The 16,510-nt window shown below is 62.6% G+C and carries 16 protein-coding genes; 5 read left to right on the top strand and 11 right to left on the bottom strand.

Features of this window, described 5'->3' with window-relative positions:
* Positions 1-44: 44 nt before the first annotated feature.
* The gene (locus tag C513_RS0107740; RefSeq protein WP_026320673.1) at positions 45-803 is read right to left on the bottom strand and encodes an arginyltransferase; all 759 of its coding nucleotides are present in this window, start codon (positions 801-803) and stop codon (positions 45-47) included.
* 57 nt (positions 804-860) lie between these two features.
* Between C513_RS0107740 and ung the strand changes: the two genes are divergently transcribed.
* Entirely contained in the window at positions 861-1,559 is a 699-nt protein-coding gene (ung, locus tag C513_RS0107745; RefSeq protein WP_076342724.1) for a uracil-DNA glycosylase, read from the top strand.
* A gap of 92 nt (positions 1,560-1,651) precedes the next feature.
* Here the strand turns inward: ung and aat are convergent, their stop codons facing one another.
* From aat to C513_RS0107780, 7 genes are all read right to left on the bottom strand, one after another.
* Positions 1,652-2,443, bottom strand: a complete 792-nt coding sequence (gene aat, locus C513_RS0107750; protein ID WP_018715480.1) for a leucyl/phenylalanyl-tRNA--protein transferase — start codon at positions 2,441-2,443, stop codon at positions 1,652-1,654.
* An 88-nt stretch (positions 2,444-2,531) separates the two neighbouring features.
* Positions 2,532-4,508, bottom strand: a complete 1,977-nt coding sequence (locus tag C513_RS0107755; protein ID WP_018715481.1) for a peptidase U32 family protein — start codon at positions 4,506-4,508, stop codon at positions 2,532-2,534.
* A gap of 82 nt (positions 4,509-4,590) precedes the next feature.
* Entirely contained in the window at positions 4,591-5,382 is a 792-nt protein-coding gene (locus C513_RS0107760; protein ID WP_018715482.1) for a peptidylprolyl isomerase, read from the bottom strand.
* Between the two features lie 21 nt (positions 5,383-5,403).
* Positions 5,404-5,679 (bottom strand): BolA family protein, encoded by a 276-nt coding sequence (locus tag C513_RS0107765; protein WP_018715483.1) that lies wholly within the window; start codon positions 5,677-5,679, stop codon positions 5,404-5,406.
* The gene (locus tag C513_RS0107770; protein WP_018715484.1) at positions 5,676-6,218 is read right to left on the bottom strand and encodes a septation protein A; all 543 of its coding nucleotides are present in this window, start codon (positions 6,216-6,218) and stop codon (positions 5,676-5,678) included. Before C513_RS0107770 ends, C513_RS0107765 begins: the two co-directional genes overlap by 4 nt.
* Positions 6,219-6,299: 81 nt before the next feature.
* Positions 6,300-6,743 carry a peptide-methionine (R)-S-oxide reductase MsrB gene (msrB, locus tag C513_RS0107775; protein WP_018715485.1) on the bottom strand — a complete coding sequence of 148 codons (444 nt, stop codon included), beginning with the start codon at positions 6,741-6,743 and terminating at the stop codon, positions 6,300-6,302.
* Positions 6,744-6,816: 73 nt separating this feature from the next.
* Entirely contained in the window at positions 6,817-8,295 is a 1,479-nt protein-coding gene (locus C513_RS0107780; protein WP_033394967.1) for a protein adenylyltransferase SelO, read from the bottom strand.
* 109 nt (positions 8,296-8,404) lie between these two features.
* Here C513_RS0107780 and C513_RS0107785 point away from each other — a divergent pair, with 109 nt between their 5' ends.
* Positions 8,405-10,030 carry a 3-(methylthio)propionyl-CoA ligase gene (locus C513_RS0107785; protein WP_018715487.1) on the top strand — a complete coding sequence of 542 codons (1,626 nt, stop codon included), beginning with the start codon at positions 8,405-8,407 and terminating at the stop codon, positions 10,028-10,030.
* A gap of 98 nt (positions 10,031-10,128) precedes the next feature.
* Here C513_RS0107785 and C513_RS12990 read toward each other — a convergent pair whose 3' ends face one another.
* Both C513_RS12990 and C513_RS0107795 read right to left on the bottom strand, forming a co-directional pair.
* Positions 10,129-10,719 carry a hypothetical protein gene (locus tag C513_RS12990; RefSeq protein ID WP_018715488.1) on the bottom strand — a complete coding sequence of 197 codons (591 nt, stop codon included), beginning with the start codon at positions 10,717-10,719 and terminating at the stop codon, positions 10,129-10,131.
* A gap of 194 nt (positions 10,720-10,913) precedes the next feature.
* Complete coding sequence (locus tag C513_RS0107795; protein WP_018715489.1) at positions 10,914-11,672, bottom strand: 3-hydroxyacyl-CoA dehydrogenase; 759 nt, start codon at positions 11,670-11,672, stop codon at positions 10,914-10,916.
* A gap of 147 nt (positions 11,673-11,819) precedes the next feature.
* Here C513_RS0107795 and C513_RS0107800 point away from each other — a divergent pair, with 147 nt between their 5' ends.
* Positions 11,820-12,749 carry a patatin-like phospholipase family protein gene (locus tag C513_RS0107800; RefSeq protein WP_018715490.1) on the top strand — a complete coding sequence of 310 codons (930 nt, stop codon included), beginning with the start codon at positions 11,820-11,822 and terminating at the stop codon, positions 12,747-12,749.
* A 195-nt stretch (positions 12,750-12,944) separates the two neighbouring features.
* Here the strand turns inward: C513_RS0107800 and C513_RS0107805 are convergent, their stop codons facing one another.
* Positions 12,945-13,514 carry a C40 family peptidase gene (locus tag C513_RS0107805; RefSeq protein WP_018715491.1) on the bottom strand — a complete coding sequence of 190 codons (570 nt, stop codon included), beginning with the start codon at positions 13,512-13,514 and terminating at the stop codon, positions 12,945-12,947.
* A 275-nt stretch (positions 13,515-13,789) separates the two neighbouring features.
* Here C513_RS0107805 and C513_RS0107810 point away from each other — a divergent pair, with 275 nt between their 5' ends.
* Together C513_RS0107810 and C513_RS0107815 are read left to right on the top strand one after the other, a co-directional pair.
* Entirely contained in the window at positions 13,790-14,398 is a 609-nt protein-coding gene (locus C513_RS0107810; RefSeq protein ID WP_018715492.1) for an isochorismatase family protein, read from the top strand.
* 122 nt (positions 14,399-14,520) lie between these two features.
* On the top strand, positions 14,521-16,467 hold the full coding sequence (locus C513_RS0107815) for a propionate--CoA ligase (RefSeq protein WP_018715493.1): 1,947 nt from the start codon (positions 14,521-14,523) through the stop codon (positions 16,465-16,467).
* The last annotated feature ends 43 nt before the right edge of the window (positions 16,468-16,510 follow it).

Consider the following 16,510-nt stretch of genomic DNA (forward strand, 5'->3'; position numbering starts at 1 on the left):
GCAGCAAACCATCATTCTACAATATGAAAAGCGGGGCTGCTGTTTCAGGCGCGAGACTGGAAGAGCGGGGTCTTGCAGTTCTCGTAACGCATCCAGCGTTCATCGATGCGCAGTTCAAATGGACGGTAGCGGATCTTGTAGCGCATCTTGTCCGACTGCTCGATCCAGTAACCCAGATAGACGTAACGGCGTCGTGTGCGGCGTGCCAATTCGATCTGCCAGAGGATGGCATAGGTGCCGTAGGAGGCACCGGCGTCATCTGCGTAGAAGGTGTAGACGGCCGACAGGGCATGTGGCGTGACATCTATGATGGAGACGATCTTGAGCACGCCATCCAGCCGGAATTCGACCAGCATGCTTTCCAGCGGACTTTCCAGCAGGAAGTTGTTGTAGTCCTCCGGGGTGTTGTCGTCCATGCCACCGCCGTTGTGGCGTACCCGCTGGTAGCGGCAATACAGCGCGTAATGCTCGTCGGTATAGTCGAGTGGCAGCAGCCTGGTGGTCAGATCGCCATGCTGGCGCAGGGCGCGACGCTGGCTGCGATCAGGCCGGAAGGCCTGTACCGGAATGCGCATGGGCACACAAGCCTGGCAGTCGTGGCAGGCGGTGCGGTAGGTGGTGACACCGCTGCGCCGGAAACCCTGCTCCAGCAGGGCATCGTAGTTGCAGGAATCGACTTTCTGGATCGGTACCACCACCTGTGAACGGGCTTCCTGTCCGGGCAGATAACCGCATGCGTAGCTGGCTGTGGAGCGCAGCTGGAACAGGTGTTGTTGCATGGGATGCGGACTGTGGTCAGACATGAGGTAATGGTAGCGCATGTCATGGAATGGTGGTAATCAGGTTTTCCATGACGTATGATGCTGGCGCATGAAAAACCCCTGCATAGGAGATTGGTTTTGCACACCTGGACCGAAGCCATTGGCGCAGAAAAGCAGCAGCCCTATTTCACCGATTTGTGGGCGCGCTTGCGCCAGGCGCGGCAGCAGGGGGTGGTGATCTACCCGCCGGCCGACGAGGTGTTCAGCGCGTTCTCGCTGACGCCGTTTGATGCCGTGAACGTGGTGATTCTGGGTCAGGACCCTTACCACGGCGCGGGGCAGGCGCATGGCCTGGCGTTTTCGGTCAAGCCGGGGATTGGCATTCCGCCTTCGTTGCAGAACATCTACAAGGAACTGGCGAACGATATTCCCGGTTTTGTCATGCCGCAGCACGGCTTTCTGCAGCGCTGGGCGGAGCAGGGCGTGCTGCTGCTGAACACGGTGCTGACGGTGCAGGCGGGTCAGGCGCACTCGCATGCCAGCTGGGGGTGGGAGACATTTACCGATCGCGTGGTGGCGCAGCTGAACCAGGGCCGTGACGGACTGGTGTTCATGCTGTGGGGGAGCCATGCCCAGCGCAAGGGAGCCATGATTGACCGGCAGCGGCATCTGGTGCTCAAGGCGCCGCATCCCTCACCGCTATCGGCCTATCGCGGCTTCTTTGGTTGCGGACACTTTTCGAAGGCGAATGACTGGCTGCAGCAGCATGGGCAGTCGCCGGTGGATTGGCAGGTGTGAAGCTACGCCACTTGAAGAACAATCCATAACACCATGATATTCAATGGAATTCATGACTTCATGTAAAACATGAAGTTCTATCGTCGAAAAATTCAGGTGAAGTATTCGATATCGTTCGTATCTTTATGATATTGATGGATATCAAGCCCCAGTAGCTGCCAGTTTTCAGGGTCTGCCTGCCAGCGCATGGCAGACAGCTGTTGCTGGCGCTGGATCGAGCGGATAAAGTCAGCGCGCGGGATCGGTTGGGCTCCCAGACTGGCCAGGTGGGATGTTTCCTGCTGGCAGTCGATCATCTCCACTCCATGGCGGCGGCACAGGGCCACCAGTGCCGCCAGCGCGATTTTGCTGGCATCCGGCACACGCGTGAACATGCTTTCGCCATAAACGGCGCGGCCCAGTGCCACAGCGAACAAGCCGCCCGCCAGCTCGCCGTCGATCCAGGTTTCCACGCTGTGCGCCAGGCCGCGCCGGTGCAACTCGCCGTAGGCTGCGCGGATGTCGTCGGTGATCCAGGTGCCATCCTGGTCAGTGCGTGGACCGGCACAGGCCAGCATCACGTCATCAAAACAGCTGTCAATGCGGATTTCGCAGCCGGGCGTCTGCAGAAAGCGCTGCAAGGTCTTGCGCAGGGACTTGTGCAGGCGAAAGTGTTCCGGGCGCAGCACCATGCGCGGATCGGTGCTCCACCAGAGTATCGGCTGATCATCGCAGTACCAGGGGAAGATGCCCTGGGCATAGGCCATTTGCAGGGTGTCGGCGTCCAGCACACCGCCGGCGGCCAGCAGGCCGGGGTGGGGGGTGCTGCCGTCCAGCGCCTGCGAGGGTGGCGGAAAGGGCTGGTGCGGGGCCAGCCGGGGAATGGTGTTGCGGGGAGTGGACATGACAGTTGGCTCGAAGCTTGTCATCTTACGACCATGTGCAGCGTTTCTTGCCGGCAGGCGTTCAGCCGGCAAGGCCGGATGCAGTCGTTCAGCTCTTGTAGAAACGCACCGGCACTTCCAGCGTCGCCCGGTCTGCGGCCGGTACCACGCCACGCTTTTTGATGTGCGGCTGCAGCTTGCCCATCACGTGCATTTCGCAGGGCTTGCAGTCGAACTTGAGCGTGTAGATCTCATCCTCGTGCGTGATGGTGAGCGGCTCGGCACGTACCTGACCCTGCACGCCTTTCACGCCCTTGGCCTGCTTGGGGCACATGCTGAGCGAGTAGCGTACGCAGTGCTTGGTGATCATCAGCGGCACTTCGGCTTCCTCCTCGTGCGCTTCGTAAGCCGAAGCAATGACTTGCACGCCGTGCCTGGCGTAAAAATCACGTGCCTGGTGGTTGAAGACGTTGGCCAGATAGGTGAGGGTGTCTTCCGGGAACTGCGCCGGCGGTTCAACCGGGGCGGCACGCTGCGGTCGCTCGTAGCCCTGCAGGCGCGCTTCATCCAGCGCCTCGATGGCGGCACGGCGCAGTGCGTTCAGCTGCGAGGCCGGAATGAACCAGGGCTGTGCCGTGGCAATATCCACCGATTCGGCCTGGTAGCAGGTGGCTCCCAGTTTGGCCAGGTGTTCTTCCAGTGTTTGCTGGCCACGCGCCGGATCGCGGGCTGGCTCCTTGCGGCAGGCCAGCGTGGCGCTGCCGGCATGGCCTTCGGCATCGATCAGTTGCAGATGTACGCCATCATCGTTGTCTTCCAGACGGATCCAGACGCCGATGCGGCGTTCCGCACTCGGGCGCTCCAGCGTACGCACCCAGTCCATGTCGCGGTTGCGGTTGATGATGGTGTCCGGGCGCAGGTCGCGCAGGCTGGCGATCGGGTCCTTGGGAAAGACGCGCCAGTGGCCAGCCTGGCCGAGCGCTTCGGCACGGTTGATCTGCAGGCCGACCAGGTTGTTGCGCAGATCGTGGTAGCACAGGCCGTCACCGTTGTGCAGCACGCTGGCGGTGTCGTCCGTCATCAGGTCCACGCTGTCGGCGTTGACCTTGCGCACGTAGCCAATCGGGCGGCCGGGGTTTTTCGGGCTGTCGAAGGCGCCGATGGTCTGCTGGCGGCCATGGGTGAAGTAGTCGGTGCTGCCGCGGTTGAAGTTCTGTCCGGGATCGGGCGTGAAGCTGAACTGGCACTGGCCGCTGCTGCCCGGAGCCAGCTCGGGGCGTTGTTCCAGAATGCCATCGAGCAGGCTGCGGTAATGGGCGGTGATGTTCTTCACATAGCCCATGTCCTTGTAGCGGCCCTCGATCTTGAAGCTGCGGATGCCGGCATCGATCAACGCTTCCAGATTGGCGCTCTGGTCGTTGTCTTTCATGGACAGCACGTGCTTGTCCTTGGCGACGATGCGGTTCTGGCTGTCGGTCACTTGCCAGGGCAGGCGGCAGGCCTGGCTGCAGTCGCCGCGGTTGGCACTGCGACCGGTGCTGGCGTGGCTGATATAGCACTGCCCGCTGTAGGCCACGCACAGCGCGCCGTGAATGAAATGTTCCAGATTGCAGCGTGCCGGATCGGTGGCCGCGCGGAGGGCGGCGATCTGCTCCAGATCGAGCTCGCGAGCCAGCACGATCTGGCTGAAGCCGACATCCTGCAGAAAACGGGCCTTTTCCGGCGTGCGGATATCGGTTTGCGTGCTGGCATGCAGCTGGAGCGGCGGCAGGTCAAGCTGCAGCAGGCCCATGTCCTGGATGATCAGGGCATCGATACCGGCCTCGTACAGCTGCCAGATCTGGCGTCGCACCGGTTCCAGCTCGTCGTCACGCAGGATGGTGTTTTGCGTGACAAAGATGCGCGCATGGTAGCGGTGGGCAAATTCCGCCAGCCGCGCAATGTCCGGCACGCTGTTGGCAGCGTTGACACGTGCGCCGTAGGCGGGCCCGCCGATGTAGACGGCATCGGCACCGTGGCGGATCGCCTCGATGCCGATATCGGCGTCGCGGGCAGGGCTGAGCAGTTCGAGCTGGTGCGGAAGCATGGCGGATCAGTACGGAAAAAAGTCAAAAGGGCGAACCGCCATGGTAGCGATTCGCCCGGAAAATGCCAGCAGGGGCGCGTGCTTAACGGATGCGCGCCTGGTCGATGATGGCTTGCTGCATGGCCTGGACCTTGTCCTGCTCCAGCTTTTCGGCCAGCATGCCCTTGACCTGTTCGAACGGCGGCAGGTTTTGCGCTGCACGCACGCCGTCCAGGCGGATCAGGTGGTAGCCGAACTGGGTCTTCACCGGCTGGCTGGTTTCGCCTTGCTTGAGGGCTTGGAGGGCGCTGGTGAACTCGGGCACGTAGGCCGCGCCCGGGGCCCAGCCCAGATCGCCGCCGAGCACGCCGGAGGCCATGTCCTTGGATTTGCTGCGCGCCAGGTCTTCAAAGCGCGCGCCCTTGGCCAGCTCGGCCTGTACCGCTTTGGCTTCTTCCTCGGTTTCGAGCAGGATGTGGTGCGAGCGGTATTCCTTCTGGTCGCCGACGGCGCGGTCATATTCGGCCTTGATGTCGGCATCGCTTACCGGGTTCTGCTTCAGGTAGTCTTCGGCCAGCAGGTTGACCAGGATGGAGTCGCGCGCGTTGTCCATCTGGGTGGCGAATTCGGGCGTCAGGTTCAGGCCACGTGCCTCGGCCGCCTGCACCAGGGCGGCGTCCTCGATCAGCTGCTTGCGCACATTGGCTTCCATCTCGGGCGGTACCGGCTGGCCCGAGCGTGCTGCTTCGGCGCGCACCAGGTTCATCACGCCTTCGAGCTTGGCTGTCGGCACCGGCTTGCCGTTGACGATGGCAAGGTTTTGCGCCAGCACGGCGGTGGCCGTCACGGCCATGGCGATGCCGGTGAGGGAGTAGAGGACTTTTTTCTTGATCATGGAGGGCTCGGGAAGAGGGAATCAGTCTTTCAGGATGTCGATGGCCAGCGCATGCAGGCCGGCGTCGATTTCCTGTTGCAGTGCATCATACACAAGGCGGTGGCAGGCCACACGCGTCTTGCCGGCAAAGGCCGGCGCAGCGATGCGCACGCGGAAATGGGTACCGTAACCGAGGCCGTTGGCGCCGGCATGACCGGCATGCTGGCCGGATTCGTCCACGACTTCCAGGCGCGTGGGTTGCAGGGCTTGCTCCAGCTTCTGCTGCAGGAGGTCGGCGGTGGGAATGGCGGTGGTCATTCGGTTTCCTTGTCTTTCCAGTGTCGGGCGATGTACAGGCCCTGGCCAATCACGAACAGGATTGGGAAGATGTAGCCCCAGAGCTTGAAATCAACCCATTGCTCGGTGGTGAAGAAGCGCGGGCTGGCAAACACGGCGTTGATGGCGGCCATGAAGAGGCAGTAGCCGATCCAGGCAATGGTCAGGCGATGCCAGACCGGCTGCGGCAGCAGCATCTGCGATCCCAGCAGCATCTGCAGCACATTCTTGCGCATGCCCCACAGCGCAACGCCCAGGGCGATTGCCATGGCGGTATAGAGCACCGTGGGCTTCCACTTGATGAAGCTGTCATCGCGCAGGATCAGGGTCAGTGCACCAAAGATCAGGATCAGTGCCAGTGTCGCCTTCTGCATGGTGTTGAGCTGGCGGTCCATGGCATAGATGATGGCCATCTGCGCCGTTGTGGCAGCCATCAGCACGCCGGTGGCAGTGTAGATATCCCCCAGCTTGTAGGCGATGAAGAACAGGATGATCGGGATGAAGTCCAGCAGTTGTCTCATGGGCGATGCGCAAAAGCGGCCGCATGCAGCGGCCAAACCGCTATTCTCGCCGATCCGGCGATCATCCTGCAGACGAAAGGGTTACGGATGGTAGTCCGGATCCGTATCGTCGGGCTCGGCCGGAACAAAGTCGAGCGAGGCCGAGTTGATGCAGTAGCGGTCGCCCGTGGGGGCCGGGCCATCGGGAAAGACGTGGCCGAGGTGCGAGCCGCAGTTGCTGCACAGCACTTCCTCGCGGATCATGCCGTGGCTGGTGTCGCGGCGCGTCACCACGGCATCGGCGCTGAGCGGCTGGTAGTAGCTCGGCCAGCCACAGCCGGCATCAAACTTGGTCTGGCTGGCAAACAGCGGCTGGTCGCAGCAGATGCAGCGGTAGACGCCATCGGCATAGTGGTCGGCATAGACGCCGGTAAAGGCGTGTTCGGTGGCGGCTTCGCGCGTGACCTGGTAGGCGACCGGTTCGGCGTTCTTGCTGGCGAGTACCGCTTCCCATTCGATCGGGGTTTTCTTGACGGGGAAATCCATGCTTGCCTCCTTGTGATGTTGTTGTGGTGCAGTGTAGGCCGAATTGCGTGCCGGGTGTGTCAGACAGGGCCGCTCATGAGGAGCAGCTGATGGCCAGCTGGCCGGCCCATGCGGGTGGCAGTGCGGCATAGGCGCTGTCATCCCAGCGCGCATCGTAGGGGTGGGTGCAGGCTTCCAGCAAATCGCGCACGCCCTGGTCATCGCCTTGTTCGGCGCGTTCGATGGCAAGCTGGCACAGGTGGTTGCGCGGCACCACGGCGGGGTTGCTGCGCAGCATTTGCCTGCCGGCATCGGGCAGGGCATGCTGTTGCAGCAGTGTCTGGTAGTGTGCCAGCCAGGTCTGCAGTGCGGCGCGGTCCGGGCACAGGGCCAGCACCGCTTCAAAGTCCTGCGCGCCGGCATCCACGGCCAACGACAGACGCCGCCAGAACGCGGTCAGATCAATGCGATGGGCTTGCATCCATTGTTGCAGCTGCAGTCCGGCATCATGCAGGGGGGCATCGGCCTGCAGGCCGAGTTTGGCGGCCATGCGCTGCGCCAGCGCATCGGCATGCTGCTGCGCAAAGCCATCCAGCGCTTGTCGGGTGGCATTCACCTCGCCAATCAGCGGCAGCAGCGCCTGGCCCAGGGCGTACAGATTCCACAGCGCCACATCGGGCTGCTGGCCGTAGGCGTAGCGGCCATGGCTGTCGCTGTGGTTGCAGATGTGGTTGGCATCGAAACCGTCCATGAACTGGTAGGGGCCGTAGTCAATCGTCAGGCCGAGGATGCTCATGTTGTCGGTATTCATCACGCCGTGGCAGAAGCCGATCGCCTGCCAGTCGGCCAGCAGCGTGGCGGTGCGACGGGTCACTGCCTGCAGCAGTGCGGCGTAGGGGGAGCCGCTGGCCGAGCGGCAATCCGGGTAGAAGGAATCGATCACGTAATCGGCCAGCTGGCGCAGTTCGCTGTCCTTCTGGCGGGCGGCAAAGTGCTCGAAATGGCCAAAGCGCACAAAGCTGGGGGCAAAGCGCGTGACGATGGCCGCCTGTTCCACGCGCTCGCGGTAGACCGGCAGCGGCGAGGCGCTCAGGCACAGCGCGCGCGTGGTCGGAGTGCCGAGCGCCTGCATGGCTTCGGAGGCGATGAATTCGCGGATCGACGAGCGCAGCACGGCACGGCCATCGCCCATGCGCGAGTAGGGCGTGAGGCCGCTGCCCTTGAGCTGGATTTCCTGCAGCTGGCCACTGGCATCGGGCAGGGCGCCCAGCGTCAGTGCCCGGCCATCACCCAGTTGGCCGGCCCAGACGCCAAACTGGTGGCCGCTATAGACGCTGGCCCAGGTCTGGCTGCCGGAGGGCAGCGCATTGCCGCTGAACAGCTGCAGCGCCTGCTCGCCCTGCAGCCAGGCCGGGTCCAGGCCCAGATCCGCGATCGCCTGCGGGCTGTGCGCGACCCAGCGCGGGTCGGGTACCGGCACCGGCGGCAGCTTGCTGACAAAGGCATCGCCCAGCGCGGCCAGGCCGGGTTGCCACTGTGGTTCGTGCGGGAGGGAAGGGGAATCGGCTTGCATGCCAGCATTGTGCGGCAGAGTGGCATGTCCCTGTTGCAGCAGGGATTGCCGGGGCAGAAATTGCGGCACAATGGCATGAGACCATGACCACACCACAAGGAGATAACCCATGCTAGGCCAGATGCAGGTTCAGCCGCTGCTGATTTCTTCCCTGATCGAATTTGCCGCTGCCAATCACGGCGATACCGAGATCGTGTCGCGCCGGGTGGAAGGCGACATCCATCGCTATACCTGGGCTGATGCAGCTGCACGGTCGCGCCAGCTGGCCAATGCACTGGATGCGCTGGGGCTGGGTAGCGATGCCCGCGTCGGCACGCTGGCCTGGAACGGCTACCGTCACCTGGAGCTGTACTACGGTGTCAGCGGTACCGGCCGCGTGGTGCATACCATCAACCCGCGCCTGCACCACGAGCAAATGGCCTGGATCGTCAACGATGCTGGTGACGAGGCGTTGTTCTTCGAAATCAACTTCCTGCATCTGGCGCAGCAGATCCAGCCGCTGTGCCCGGGTGTGAAGCACTGGGTCATGCTGTGTGACGATGACCGTCTGCCGGCCGACAGCGGCATTCCCGGCCTGGTCAGCTATGAAAGCCTGATCCGCCACCGCAATGCCTCGTACGATTGGCCCGTGTTTGACGAGAACACGGCAGCCGGCCTCTGCTACACCAGCGGCACGACCGGCAATCCCAAGGGCGTGCTGTATTCCCACCGCTCCAATATCCTGCACGCCTACGCGGCAGTCATGCCCGATGCCATGTGCCTGAGCGCGCGTGATGTGGCGATGCCGGTGGTGCCCATGTTCCACGTCAATGCCTGGGGCACGCCGTACAGCACGGCCATGGTCGGTTGCAAGGTGGTGTTTCCCGGCCCCAATCTCGATGGCAAATCGCTGTTTGAACTGATCGATACCGAGAAAGTGACCTTTGCCGCCGGTGTGCCCACGATCTGGCAGATGCTGCTGATGCACGTGCAGTCCAACGGGTTGGAGTTTCCGCATCTCCAGCGCACCGTGATTGGCGGCTCGGCCTGCCCGCCGGCCATGATCGACACCTTTGAACAGCTGGGCGTGACGGTCATCCATGCCTGGGGCATGACCGAGCTGTCGCCACTGGGTGCCCTGAGTACGCTCAAGTCCAAGCACGACAGCCTGCCCGAGGCCGAGCAGAAGAAGCTGCTGGCCAAGCAGGGTCGCTCCATGTACGGTGTCGAGCTCAAGATTGTCGATGCCGACGGCCAGGAACGTCCGCATGATGGCGTGGCCTATGGCAACCTGATGGCACGTGGCAACTGGGTGGTGGATCGCTACTATGGCTACCCCGAGTCTGCGCTGAATGAAGGCGGCTGGTTCCATACCGGTGACGTGGCCACCATCGATGCCGATGGCTACATGCAGATCACCGACCGCAGCAAGGACGTGATCAAGTCCGGCGGTGAATGGATCAGCTCCATCGATATCGAGAACATTGCCATGGGGCACCCGGCTGTCGCCATGGCGGCGTGCGTCGGCATGCCGCACCCCAAGTGGGATGAGCGTCCGGTGGTGGTGGTCGCACTCAAGCCGGGCCAGAAAGTCACGCGCGAGGAGCTGCTGGCTTATTACGATGGTCGCATCGCCAAGTGGCAGACACCGGACGATGTGGTGTTCGTGGACGAGATCCCGCTGGGTTCCACCGGCAAGATGCTGAAGAACAAGGTGCGCGATCTGCTGGGCGACTACAAGCTGCCCGGACTGTAAGCGGCGGGCGCTCGCAAGGGCGTGCCAGTTCGCACCAGACACAACGGCCATGCATTGCTGCATGGCCGTTGTTGTTTCAGGGCAGGGAAGGGGCTGGCTTAGTCGCGGCCGCGTCCGTTGTGGCCGTTACCGTTGCCGCCCTTGCCGTTACCCTGATGGGCCAGGTGCTTGCCGCGCCGGTCATCGTCACGTTTCCAGTGCTTGCCACGTCGGTCGTCATCGCGATCCCAGTCGCGCTGGCCCTTGGGGTGCAGGTTGGCATTGCCGTTGTAGTACTTGCCCTTGCCGTAATGGCCATAGGCGTTGCCGTTGTTGCCGGACTTGGCCTTGGCACGTGGCGAGTTGGCGTTGACGAAGTACACCGGGCGGTTGCAGCTGTCGTAGCGCTTGCAGTAGCGTTTCCAGTCCTTGCGGTGCACATCCGGCACATACAGGTAGATGGGTTCGTTGACGTAGCGCGTGCGCGTGATCACGCGCGGGCTGCTGTAGTACACCGGCGGTGCCACGCGGCCATCGCCAATCACGATCTGGCCATACACGCCATGGGTCAGCGGTGCGCCCACGGTGATGTTGTTGTACCAGGGGTTGACGGATACGGCCACCTGAGCCTGGGCTGCTCCGGTGGCGGCCAGGCCCCCCAGGGCCAGGGCCATGCCCAGCAGGGCCTTGTACATCTTGCGGTTCAGCATGGCATGCCTCCTTTGGGGTCAGTCGTCGTTGTCGTCTTTGTCATCGTATGGAATCCTGCAATCTGTCAGGATGCATTGTGTGCCTTGGCAGGCCGCGCACAGCCAAGGCTGTAACAAAAGAAAGCCGGCTCCAGTTGCAACCAGGCCGGCTTTTACGCTTGCGGACAATTGTTACGTCCGCTGATGGCGGGGCATCAACGCATGCCCATGCGGATGGCACCGTCCAGACGGATCACCTCGCCGTTGAGCATGTCGTTGTCCAGGATGTGCTTGACCAGCTTGGCATAGTCATCCGGACGGCCCAGACGGCTCGGGAAGGGCACGCTGGCAGCCAGCGAATCCTGCACTTCCTGCGGCATGCCGAACAGCATGGGCGTGCCCATGATGCCCGGGGCAATCGTCATGTTGCGCACGCCGTTGCGTGCTAGGTCACGTGCTACCGGCAGCGTCATGCCGATCACGCCCCCCTTGGAGGAGGCATAGGCCACCTGACCGATCTGGCCTTCGTAGCCGGCAATGGAAGCAGTGGAGATCATCACGCCCCGTTCGCCGGTCGGCTCGGGCTCGTTCTTGCACATGGCGGTGGCGGCCAGGCGGATCATGTTGAAGGAGCCGATCAGGTTTACCGTAATCACTTTCTGGAACAGCTCCAGGCTGTGCGGGCCGTTCTTGCCCACCGTTTTTTCGGCGGGGGCAATGCCGGCGCAGTTCACCAGACCGACCAGCTTGCCCAGACCGGTGGCGGTATCGACCACCTTCTGACCATCGGCCTCGTCAGCCACGTTGGCCTTGACGAACACGCCGCCCAGTTCAGCGGCCACAGCCTGGCCTCGTTCCTCGTTCATGTCGGCGATCACGACCTTGCCGCCTTCGGCTGCCAGCATGCGTGCCGTGCCCTCACCCAGACCCGATGCGCCGCCGGTAACGATAAAAACCTTGCCCTTGATCTCCATGCTGTGCTCCTTGCGATTGACGTTTACGTTAAGGTAATTTCCAATTGTAGTGCGACAGGACGCTATCCATGCTATTTTCTGCGCCTTGCCGCTGATTGTGCCTGATTCCTGTGCATCATCGGGGCAACAGAAATACAGGAGAACGCCATGCCGCGCATGCCCGGAAAAACCACGTTGCTGGCCAGTTGTCTGCTGGCCGGCCTGATGACGCTGACCGGCTGTACCATCACCTCGCCGCAGGTGGTGCACAAGGAGCCGGCCACGGCCTCTGTCACGAGCAAACCGGCGGCAATGCGCAAGCCGGTACTGGCACTGGCGTTGGGTGGTGGTGCGGCGCGCGGCTTTGCCCATGTGGGCGCGCTGCAGGCACTTGATGCGGCCGGCATCCGGCCCGATATCGTGGTCGGCACCTCGGCCGGCAGCGTGGTCGGAGCGATCTACGCCAGCGGCTTGCGCGGCGATGCCTTGCGCCAGGCCGCCGAAAACGTCGAGCAGACCTCCATCACCGATTGGCAATTGCCGTTGTTCAACCGCGGCGTGTTGCGCGGTGTCTCGCTGGAGCGTTTCATCAATCAGCAGGTCGGCAACCGCAACATCCAGTCCATGCCGATCAGGCTGGGCATTGTGGCCACTGATCTGCAGTCGGGCGAGGGCATCCTGTTCCGCAGTGGCAATACCGGCCAGGCGGTACGTGCTTCCAGCGCCGTGCCCGGCGTGTTCGAGCCGGTGCGTATCGGCAACCGCGATTACGTCGATGGTGGTCTGGTGGCCCCGGTGCCGGTACTGTACGCGCGCCAGATGGGGGCCGATGTGGTGGTAGCCATCGATATCAGCAGCAAGCCGGGTGATGCCGCCACTACCGGCCAGCTGCAGGTGCTGATGCAGACCTTCACCATCATGGGCAAGACCATCAGCAAGTTCGAGCTGACCCAGGCCGATGTCGTGTTGCGGCCGCAACTGGCCGGCATGTCGTCGGCCGATTTCAGCAACCGCCAGAAATCGATCGAAGCCGGGCGGGCGGCGATGCAGCAGGCGCTGCCGAAGATTCGGGCGGTGCTGGAGACGGCTGCCAGATAGATCGCTCTTGCAGCGCCACCATGATGTGCATTGCATGTGGTGGCGCAGTCAGTCCAGACGCATGACACTGCGCGGGTTCATGCTTCGCTGAAAATGCAAACGCCCGATGCGGTGCATCGGGCGTCATTGGCAGCAACTGCAGGAGCAGCTCGTCAAATTGTGGTGTCAACCCAGGACGGGTCGAGGCTGACGAAATCAGTTCAGGCTTTCGGCCACGCGGATCGCGGCCTTGGCATCAAAGCTGGCACCATTGTTGTCCACCACGCGGCGGGCGCCATTGAAGCGGCTGTTCCAGTAGCTGATGTCCATGCTCTCTACACGCACACGGGCACCGGAGCGCGGGGCGTGGATGAACTTGCCATCACCAACATAGATGCCAACGTGGCTGAAGGCGCGCTTCATGGTATTGAAGAACACCAGGTCGCCCGGGCGCAGGTCCGACCTGGCGATCACCTGCGTGGCTGCTGCCTGATCGGCAGCACGGCGCGGCAGGATCTTGCCAAAAGTCTTTTCGTAGGTGGCACGCACCAGACCGCTGCAGTCAAAACCGGTTTCGGCGGAGTTGCCGCCATAACGGTAGGGCACGCCAATAAAGCCCATGGCGGTGCTGACGAGGTCGGAGGCGGTATCGCGGACGTTCTGGCCGAACTGGTTCACCATGCTGGCGCGTTCGTTCAGGAAGTTGTCGATGTCGTTGCCTTGGGGAGCTGCCTGTGCAGCAACGCTGCCCAGGCCCAGGAGAAAAGTGATTGCCAATTTCTTCATGGGTAGCGATTTTAGCCCGGTTGTAGTCCATGTCCGACGCCCTTGTAGGAGCGCGGGCGCTTTTTCCGCTGTTTTTTGTTACGAAACTCGGAAAAAGTCTGAAACAAAACTGACAAACACTGTTTTCTGCCAGTTTGGCGTCAGAAACCCCTGTTTTGGCTTGCGATAACGACAGATAGCGCGACAAGCCATGCCGGGGACCAACCCTGTGCCGGCAGCAGGGCAATCCGTTCCATAATGCACTATCCCCCTGTAAATGAATGGAGAACCAGCCCATGCTGATGACTGCAGAAGAATCCCAACTGGTACTTGTGGATTACCAGGAAAAACTCATGCCCTATATCCACGAAGCGGACAAGGCGCTGGCCAATGCCGTTCTGCTGGGCAAGGTGGCCAGGATCCTGCAGGTGCCAACCTGGGGCACCGAGGAAAACCCGGCCAAGCTCGGCCCCAACCACCCCTCGGTGCGCGAGTTGTGTGACAAGACCCTGTCCAAGATGTACTTCAACGCCTGCGATGACGGCCTGGCCGATGCGCTGCGTCCGCCGGCACGCCAGCCCGCAGGCAATGCACGCAGCCTGCCCAAGCACCTGCAAAAGGCGATTGCCGCTTCTTCCACCCCCGAGCGCAACAGCATCGTGATTGCCGGCTGCGAGGCCCATGTCTGCCTGATGCAGACGGCGCTCGGCCTGCTCGAAAACGATTTCGACGTCTGGGTCGTGACGGATGCCTGCAGCTCACGTAGCGAGCGCAACCGCGATGCCGGCTTCGACCGTCTGGCCACCGCCGGTGCCGAGCTGGTGACCACCGAAATGGTTGCCTTCGAATGGCTGCGCACAGCCGAACACCCGGCCTTCCGCGAGGTGCTCTCACTGGTCAAGTAAGGGGCTCCGGATTGGTGTCAATCCCTATGCGAATGTAAGCATTTGCCTCAGGCTTTTGGCAGATAATCATGAACCAGCCGTGCAAGCGGGTAAAAGAAAATAGGTAGACACAAGGAGCACACATGCAAACTTATGAGGAATTTCACCAGAAGTCCCTGTCGGAACGCGAGGCCTTCTGGGCCGAACAGGCCAAGCGCATTCACTGGGAAACGCCGCCCCAGCAGATCTGCGACTACAGCAATCCCCCGTTTGCCCGCTGGTTCGTGGGTGGTCGTACCAACCTGTGCTACAACGCGGTCGATCGCCACGCGCTGCAGCGTCCCGACGATGCAGCCCTGATCGCTGTCTCCACCGAAACCAACACCGAGAAGACCTACAGCTTCTCCGAGCTGCAGCGCGAAGTCGAGCGCATGGCCGCCAGCCTGCAGGAGCTGGGTGTGGAGCAGGGCGATCGCGTACTGATCTACATGCCCATGATTGCCGAAGCCTGCTTCGCCATGCTGGCCTGTACCCGCATCGGAGCCATCCACTCCGTGGTGTTTGGCGGCTTTGCGTCCGGCTCCCTGTCCACCCGTATCGATGATGCCCAACCCAAGGTCATCATCAGCGCCGATGGCGGTTCGCGCGGGGCCAAACCGGTGCCGTACAAGCCGCTGCTTGACGAGGCGATCCACCTGGCCACGCACAAGCCTGCAGCCGTGCTGCTGGTCGATCGTGGCCTGACACCGATGCAGCTGGTCGAGGGCCGTGACGTGCTGTGGAGCGAGCTGCGCACGCGCCACATGGACGCCCAGGTGCCCTGTGTCTGGCTCGATGCCACCGCGCCCAGCTATACCCTGTACACCAGCGGCACCACCGGCAAGCCCAAGGGCGTGCAGCGGGATACCGGCGGCTATGCCGTGGCCCTGGCCACCAGCATCCCCTACATCTATGGCGGTGCGCCTGGCGAAACCTTCTTCTCCACTTCCGACATCGGCTGGGTGGTGGGCCACAGCTACATCATCTACGGCCCGCTGGTCGGTGGCATGGCCACCATCATGTACGAAGGCCTGCCGACGCAGGGCTTCGACCATCAGCCCGATGGCGGCATCTGGTGGCGCCTGGTGGCCAAGTACAAGGTCTCCGTCATGTTCAGCGCTCCCACGGCGATCCGCGTACTCAAGAAGCAGGATCCGGCGCATCTGACGGCACACGACCTGTCCAGCCTCAAGGCACTGTTCCTGGCTGGCGAGCCGCTCGACGAGCCTACCGCCAAGTGGATCTCCTACGGTCTCAACGGCAAGCCGATCATCGACAACTACTGGCAGACCGAAACCGGCTGGCCTATCCTCGGCATTGCCAATGGCATTGACGGCGTGGAAAAGAACCAGCCGCGCTTCGGCAGCCCCGGCTTCCCCATGTACGGCTACAACGTCCGCCTGGTGGATGAGAGCACCGGCCTGGCGGTCGAAGGCGGTGACGCCAAGGGCGTGCTGGTGGCCGAGGGCCCGCTGCCTCCCGGCTGCCTGCAGACCGTCTGGGGTGACGACAAGCGTTTCGTCAGCACCTACTGGAACAAGATGGAAGATCCGGCATCCGGGGAAGGCCGCTGGGTCTACAGCACCTACGACTGGGCACGCCGTGATGCCGATGGCTACTACTTCATCCTGGGCCGTACCGATGACGTGATCAACGTTGCCGGTCACCGCCTCGGCACGCGTGAGATCGAGGAAAGCATTTCTGCTCACCCGAACGTGGCGGAAACCGCCGTGGTCGGTGTGGCCGATGACGTCAAGGGCCAGGTGGCACTGGCCTTCGTCACGGCCAAGTCCGCCGAAGGTCTCGATACCCCGGAAGGCCTGAAGAAGATGGAGCAGGAAATCATGCGCCAGGTCGACAGCGATCTGGGTGCGGTGGCCCGTCCGGCGCGCGTCATGATCGTGACGGCGCTGCCCAAGACGCGCAGCGGCAAGCTGCTGCGCCGCGCCCTGCAGGCCGTTGCCGAAGGCCGTGATCCCGGCGACCTGACGACCATCGACGATCCGTCCTCCCTGCTCAATATCAAGGGCATGGTCGACGCAGGCAAGTAACAGCACACCAACCGTCTTTCACCCACTAGTGAAAGACGGTTTT

This window comes from Allobrachymonas chironomi DSM 19884 (genome assembly GCF_000374625.1).
In the GTDB taxonomy this organism is placed as follows: Bacteria; Pseudomonadota; Gammaproteobacteria; order Burkholderiales; family Burkholderiaceae_C; genus Brachymonas; species Brachymonas chironomi.

What these genes read in the sequence shown, in the direction of transcription:
- C513_RS12990 (WP_018715488.1), bottom strand. Translation starts at nt 10,719, where the DNA reads ATGCTGAACCGCAAGATGTACAAGGCCCTGCTGGGCATGGCCCTGGCC.
- C513_RS0107765 (WP_018715483.1), bottom strand. Translation starts at nt 5,679, where the DNA reads ATGACCACCGCCATTCCCACCGCCGACCTCCTGCAGCAGAAGCTGGAG.
- msrB (WP_018715485.1), bottom strand. Translation starts at nt 6,743, where the DNA reads ATGGATTTCCCCGTCAAGAAAACCCCGATCGAATGGGAAGCGGTACTC.
- C513_RS0107770 (WP_018715484.1), bottom strand. Translation starts at nt 6,218, where the DNA reads ATGAGACAACTGCTGGACTTCATCCCGATCATCCTGTTCTTCATCGCC.
- C513_RS0107815 (WP_018715493.1), top strand. Translation starts at nt 14,521, where the DNA reads ATGCAAACTTATGAGGAATTTCACCAGAAGTCCCTGTCGGAACGCGAG.
- C513_RS0107800 (WP_018715490.1), top strand. Translation starts at nt 11,820, where the DNA reads ATGCCGCGCATGCCCGGAAAAACCACGTTGCTGGCCAGTTGTCTGCTG.
- C513_RS0107740 (WP_026320673.1), bottom strand. Translation starts at nt 803, where the DNA reads ATGTCTGACCACAGTCCGCATCCCATGCAACAACACCTGTTCCAGCTG.
- aat (WP_018715480.1), bottom strand. Translation starts at nt 2,443, where the DNA reads ATGTCCACTCCCCGCAACACCATTCCCCGGCTGGCCCCGCACCAGCCC.
- C513_RS0107785 (WP_018715487.1), top strand. Translation starts at nt 8,405, where the DNA reads ATGCTAGGCCAGATGCAGGTTCAGCCGCTGCTGATTTCTTCCCTGATC.
- C513_RS0107795 (WP_018715489.1), bottom strand. Translation starts at nt 11,672, where the DNA reads ATGGAGATCAAGGGCAAGGTTTTTATCGTTACCGGCGGCGCATCGGGT.
- C513_RS0107805 (WP_018715491.1), bottom strand. Translation starts at nt 13,514, where the DNA reads ATGAAGAAATTGGCAATCACTTTTCTCCTGGGCCTGGGCAGCGTTGCT.
- C513_RS0107755 (WP_018715481.1), bottom strand. Translation starts at nt 4,508, where the DNA reads ATGCTTCCGCACCAGCTCGAACTGCTCAGCCCTGCCCGCGACGCCGAT.
- ung (WP_076342724.1), top strand. Translation starts at nt 861, where the DNA reads ATGCTGGCGCATGAAAAACCCCTGCATAGGAGATTGGTTTTGCACACC.
- C513_RS0107810 (WP_018715492.1), top strand. Translation starts at nt 13,790, where the DNA reads ATGCTGATGACTGCAGAAGAATCCCAACTGGTACTTGTGGATTACCAG.
- C513_RS0107760 (WP_018715482.1), bottom strand. Translation starts at nt 5,382, where the DNA reads ATGATCAAGAAAAAAGTCCTCTACTCCCTCACCGGCATCGCCATGGCC.
- C513_RS0107780 (WP_033394967.1), bottom strand. Translation starts at nt 8,295, where the DNA reads ATGCAAGCCGATTCCCCTTCCCTCCCGCACGAACCACAGTGGCAACCC.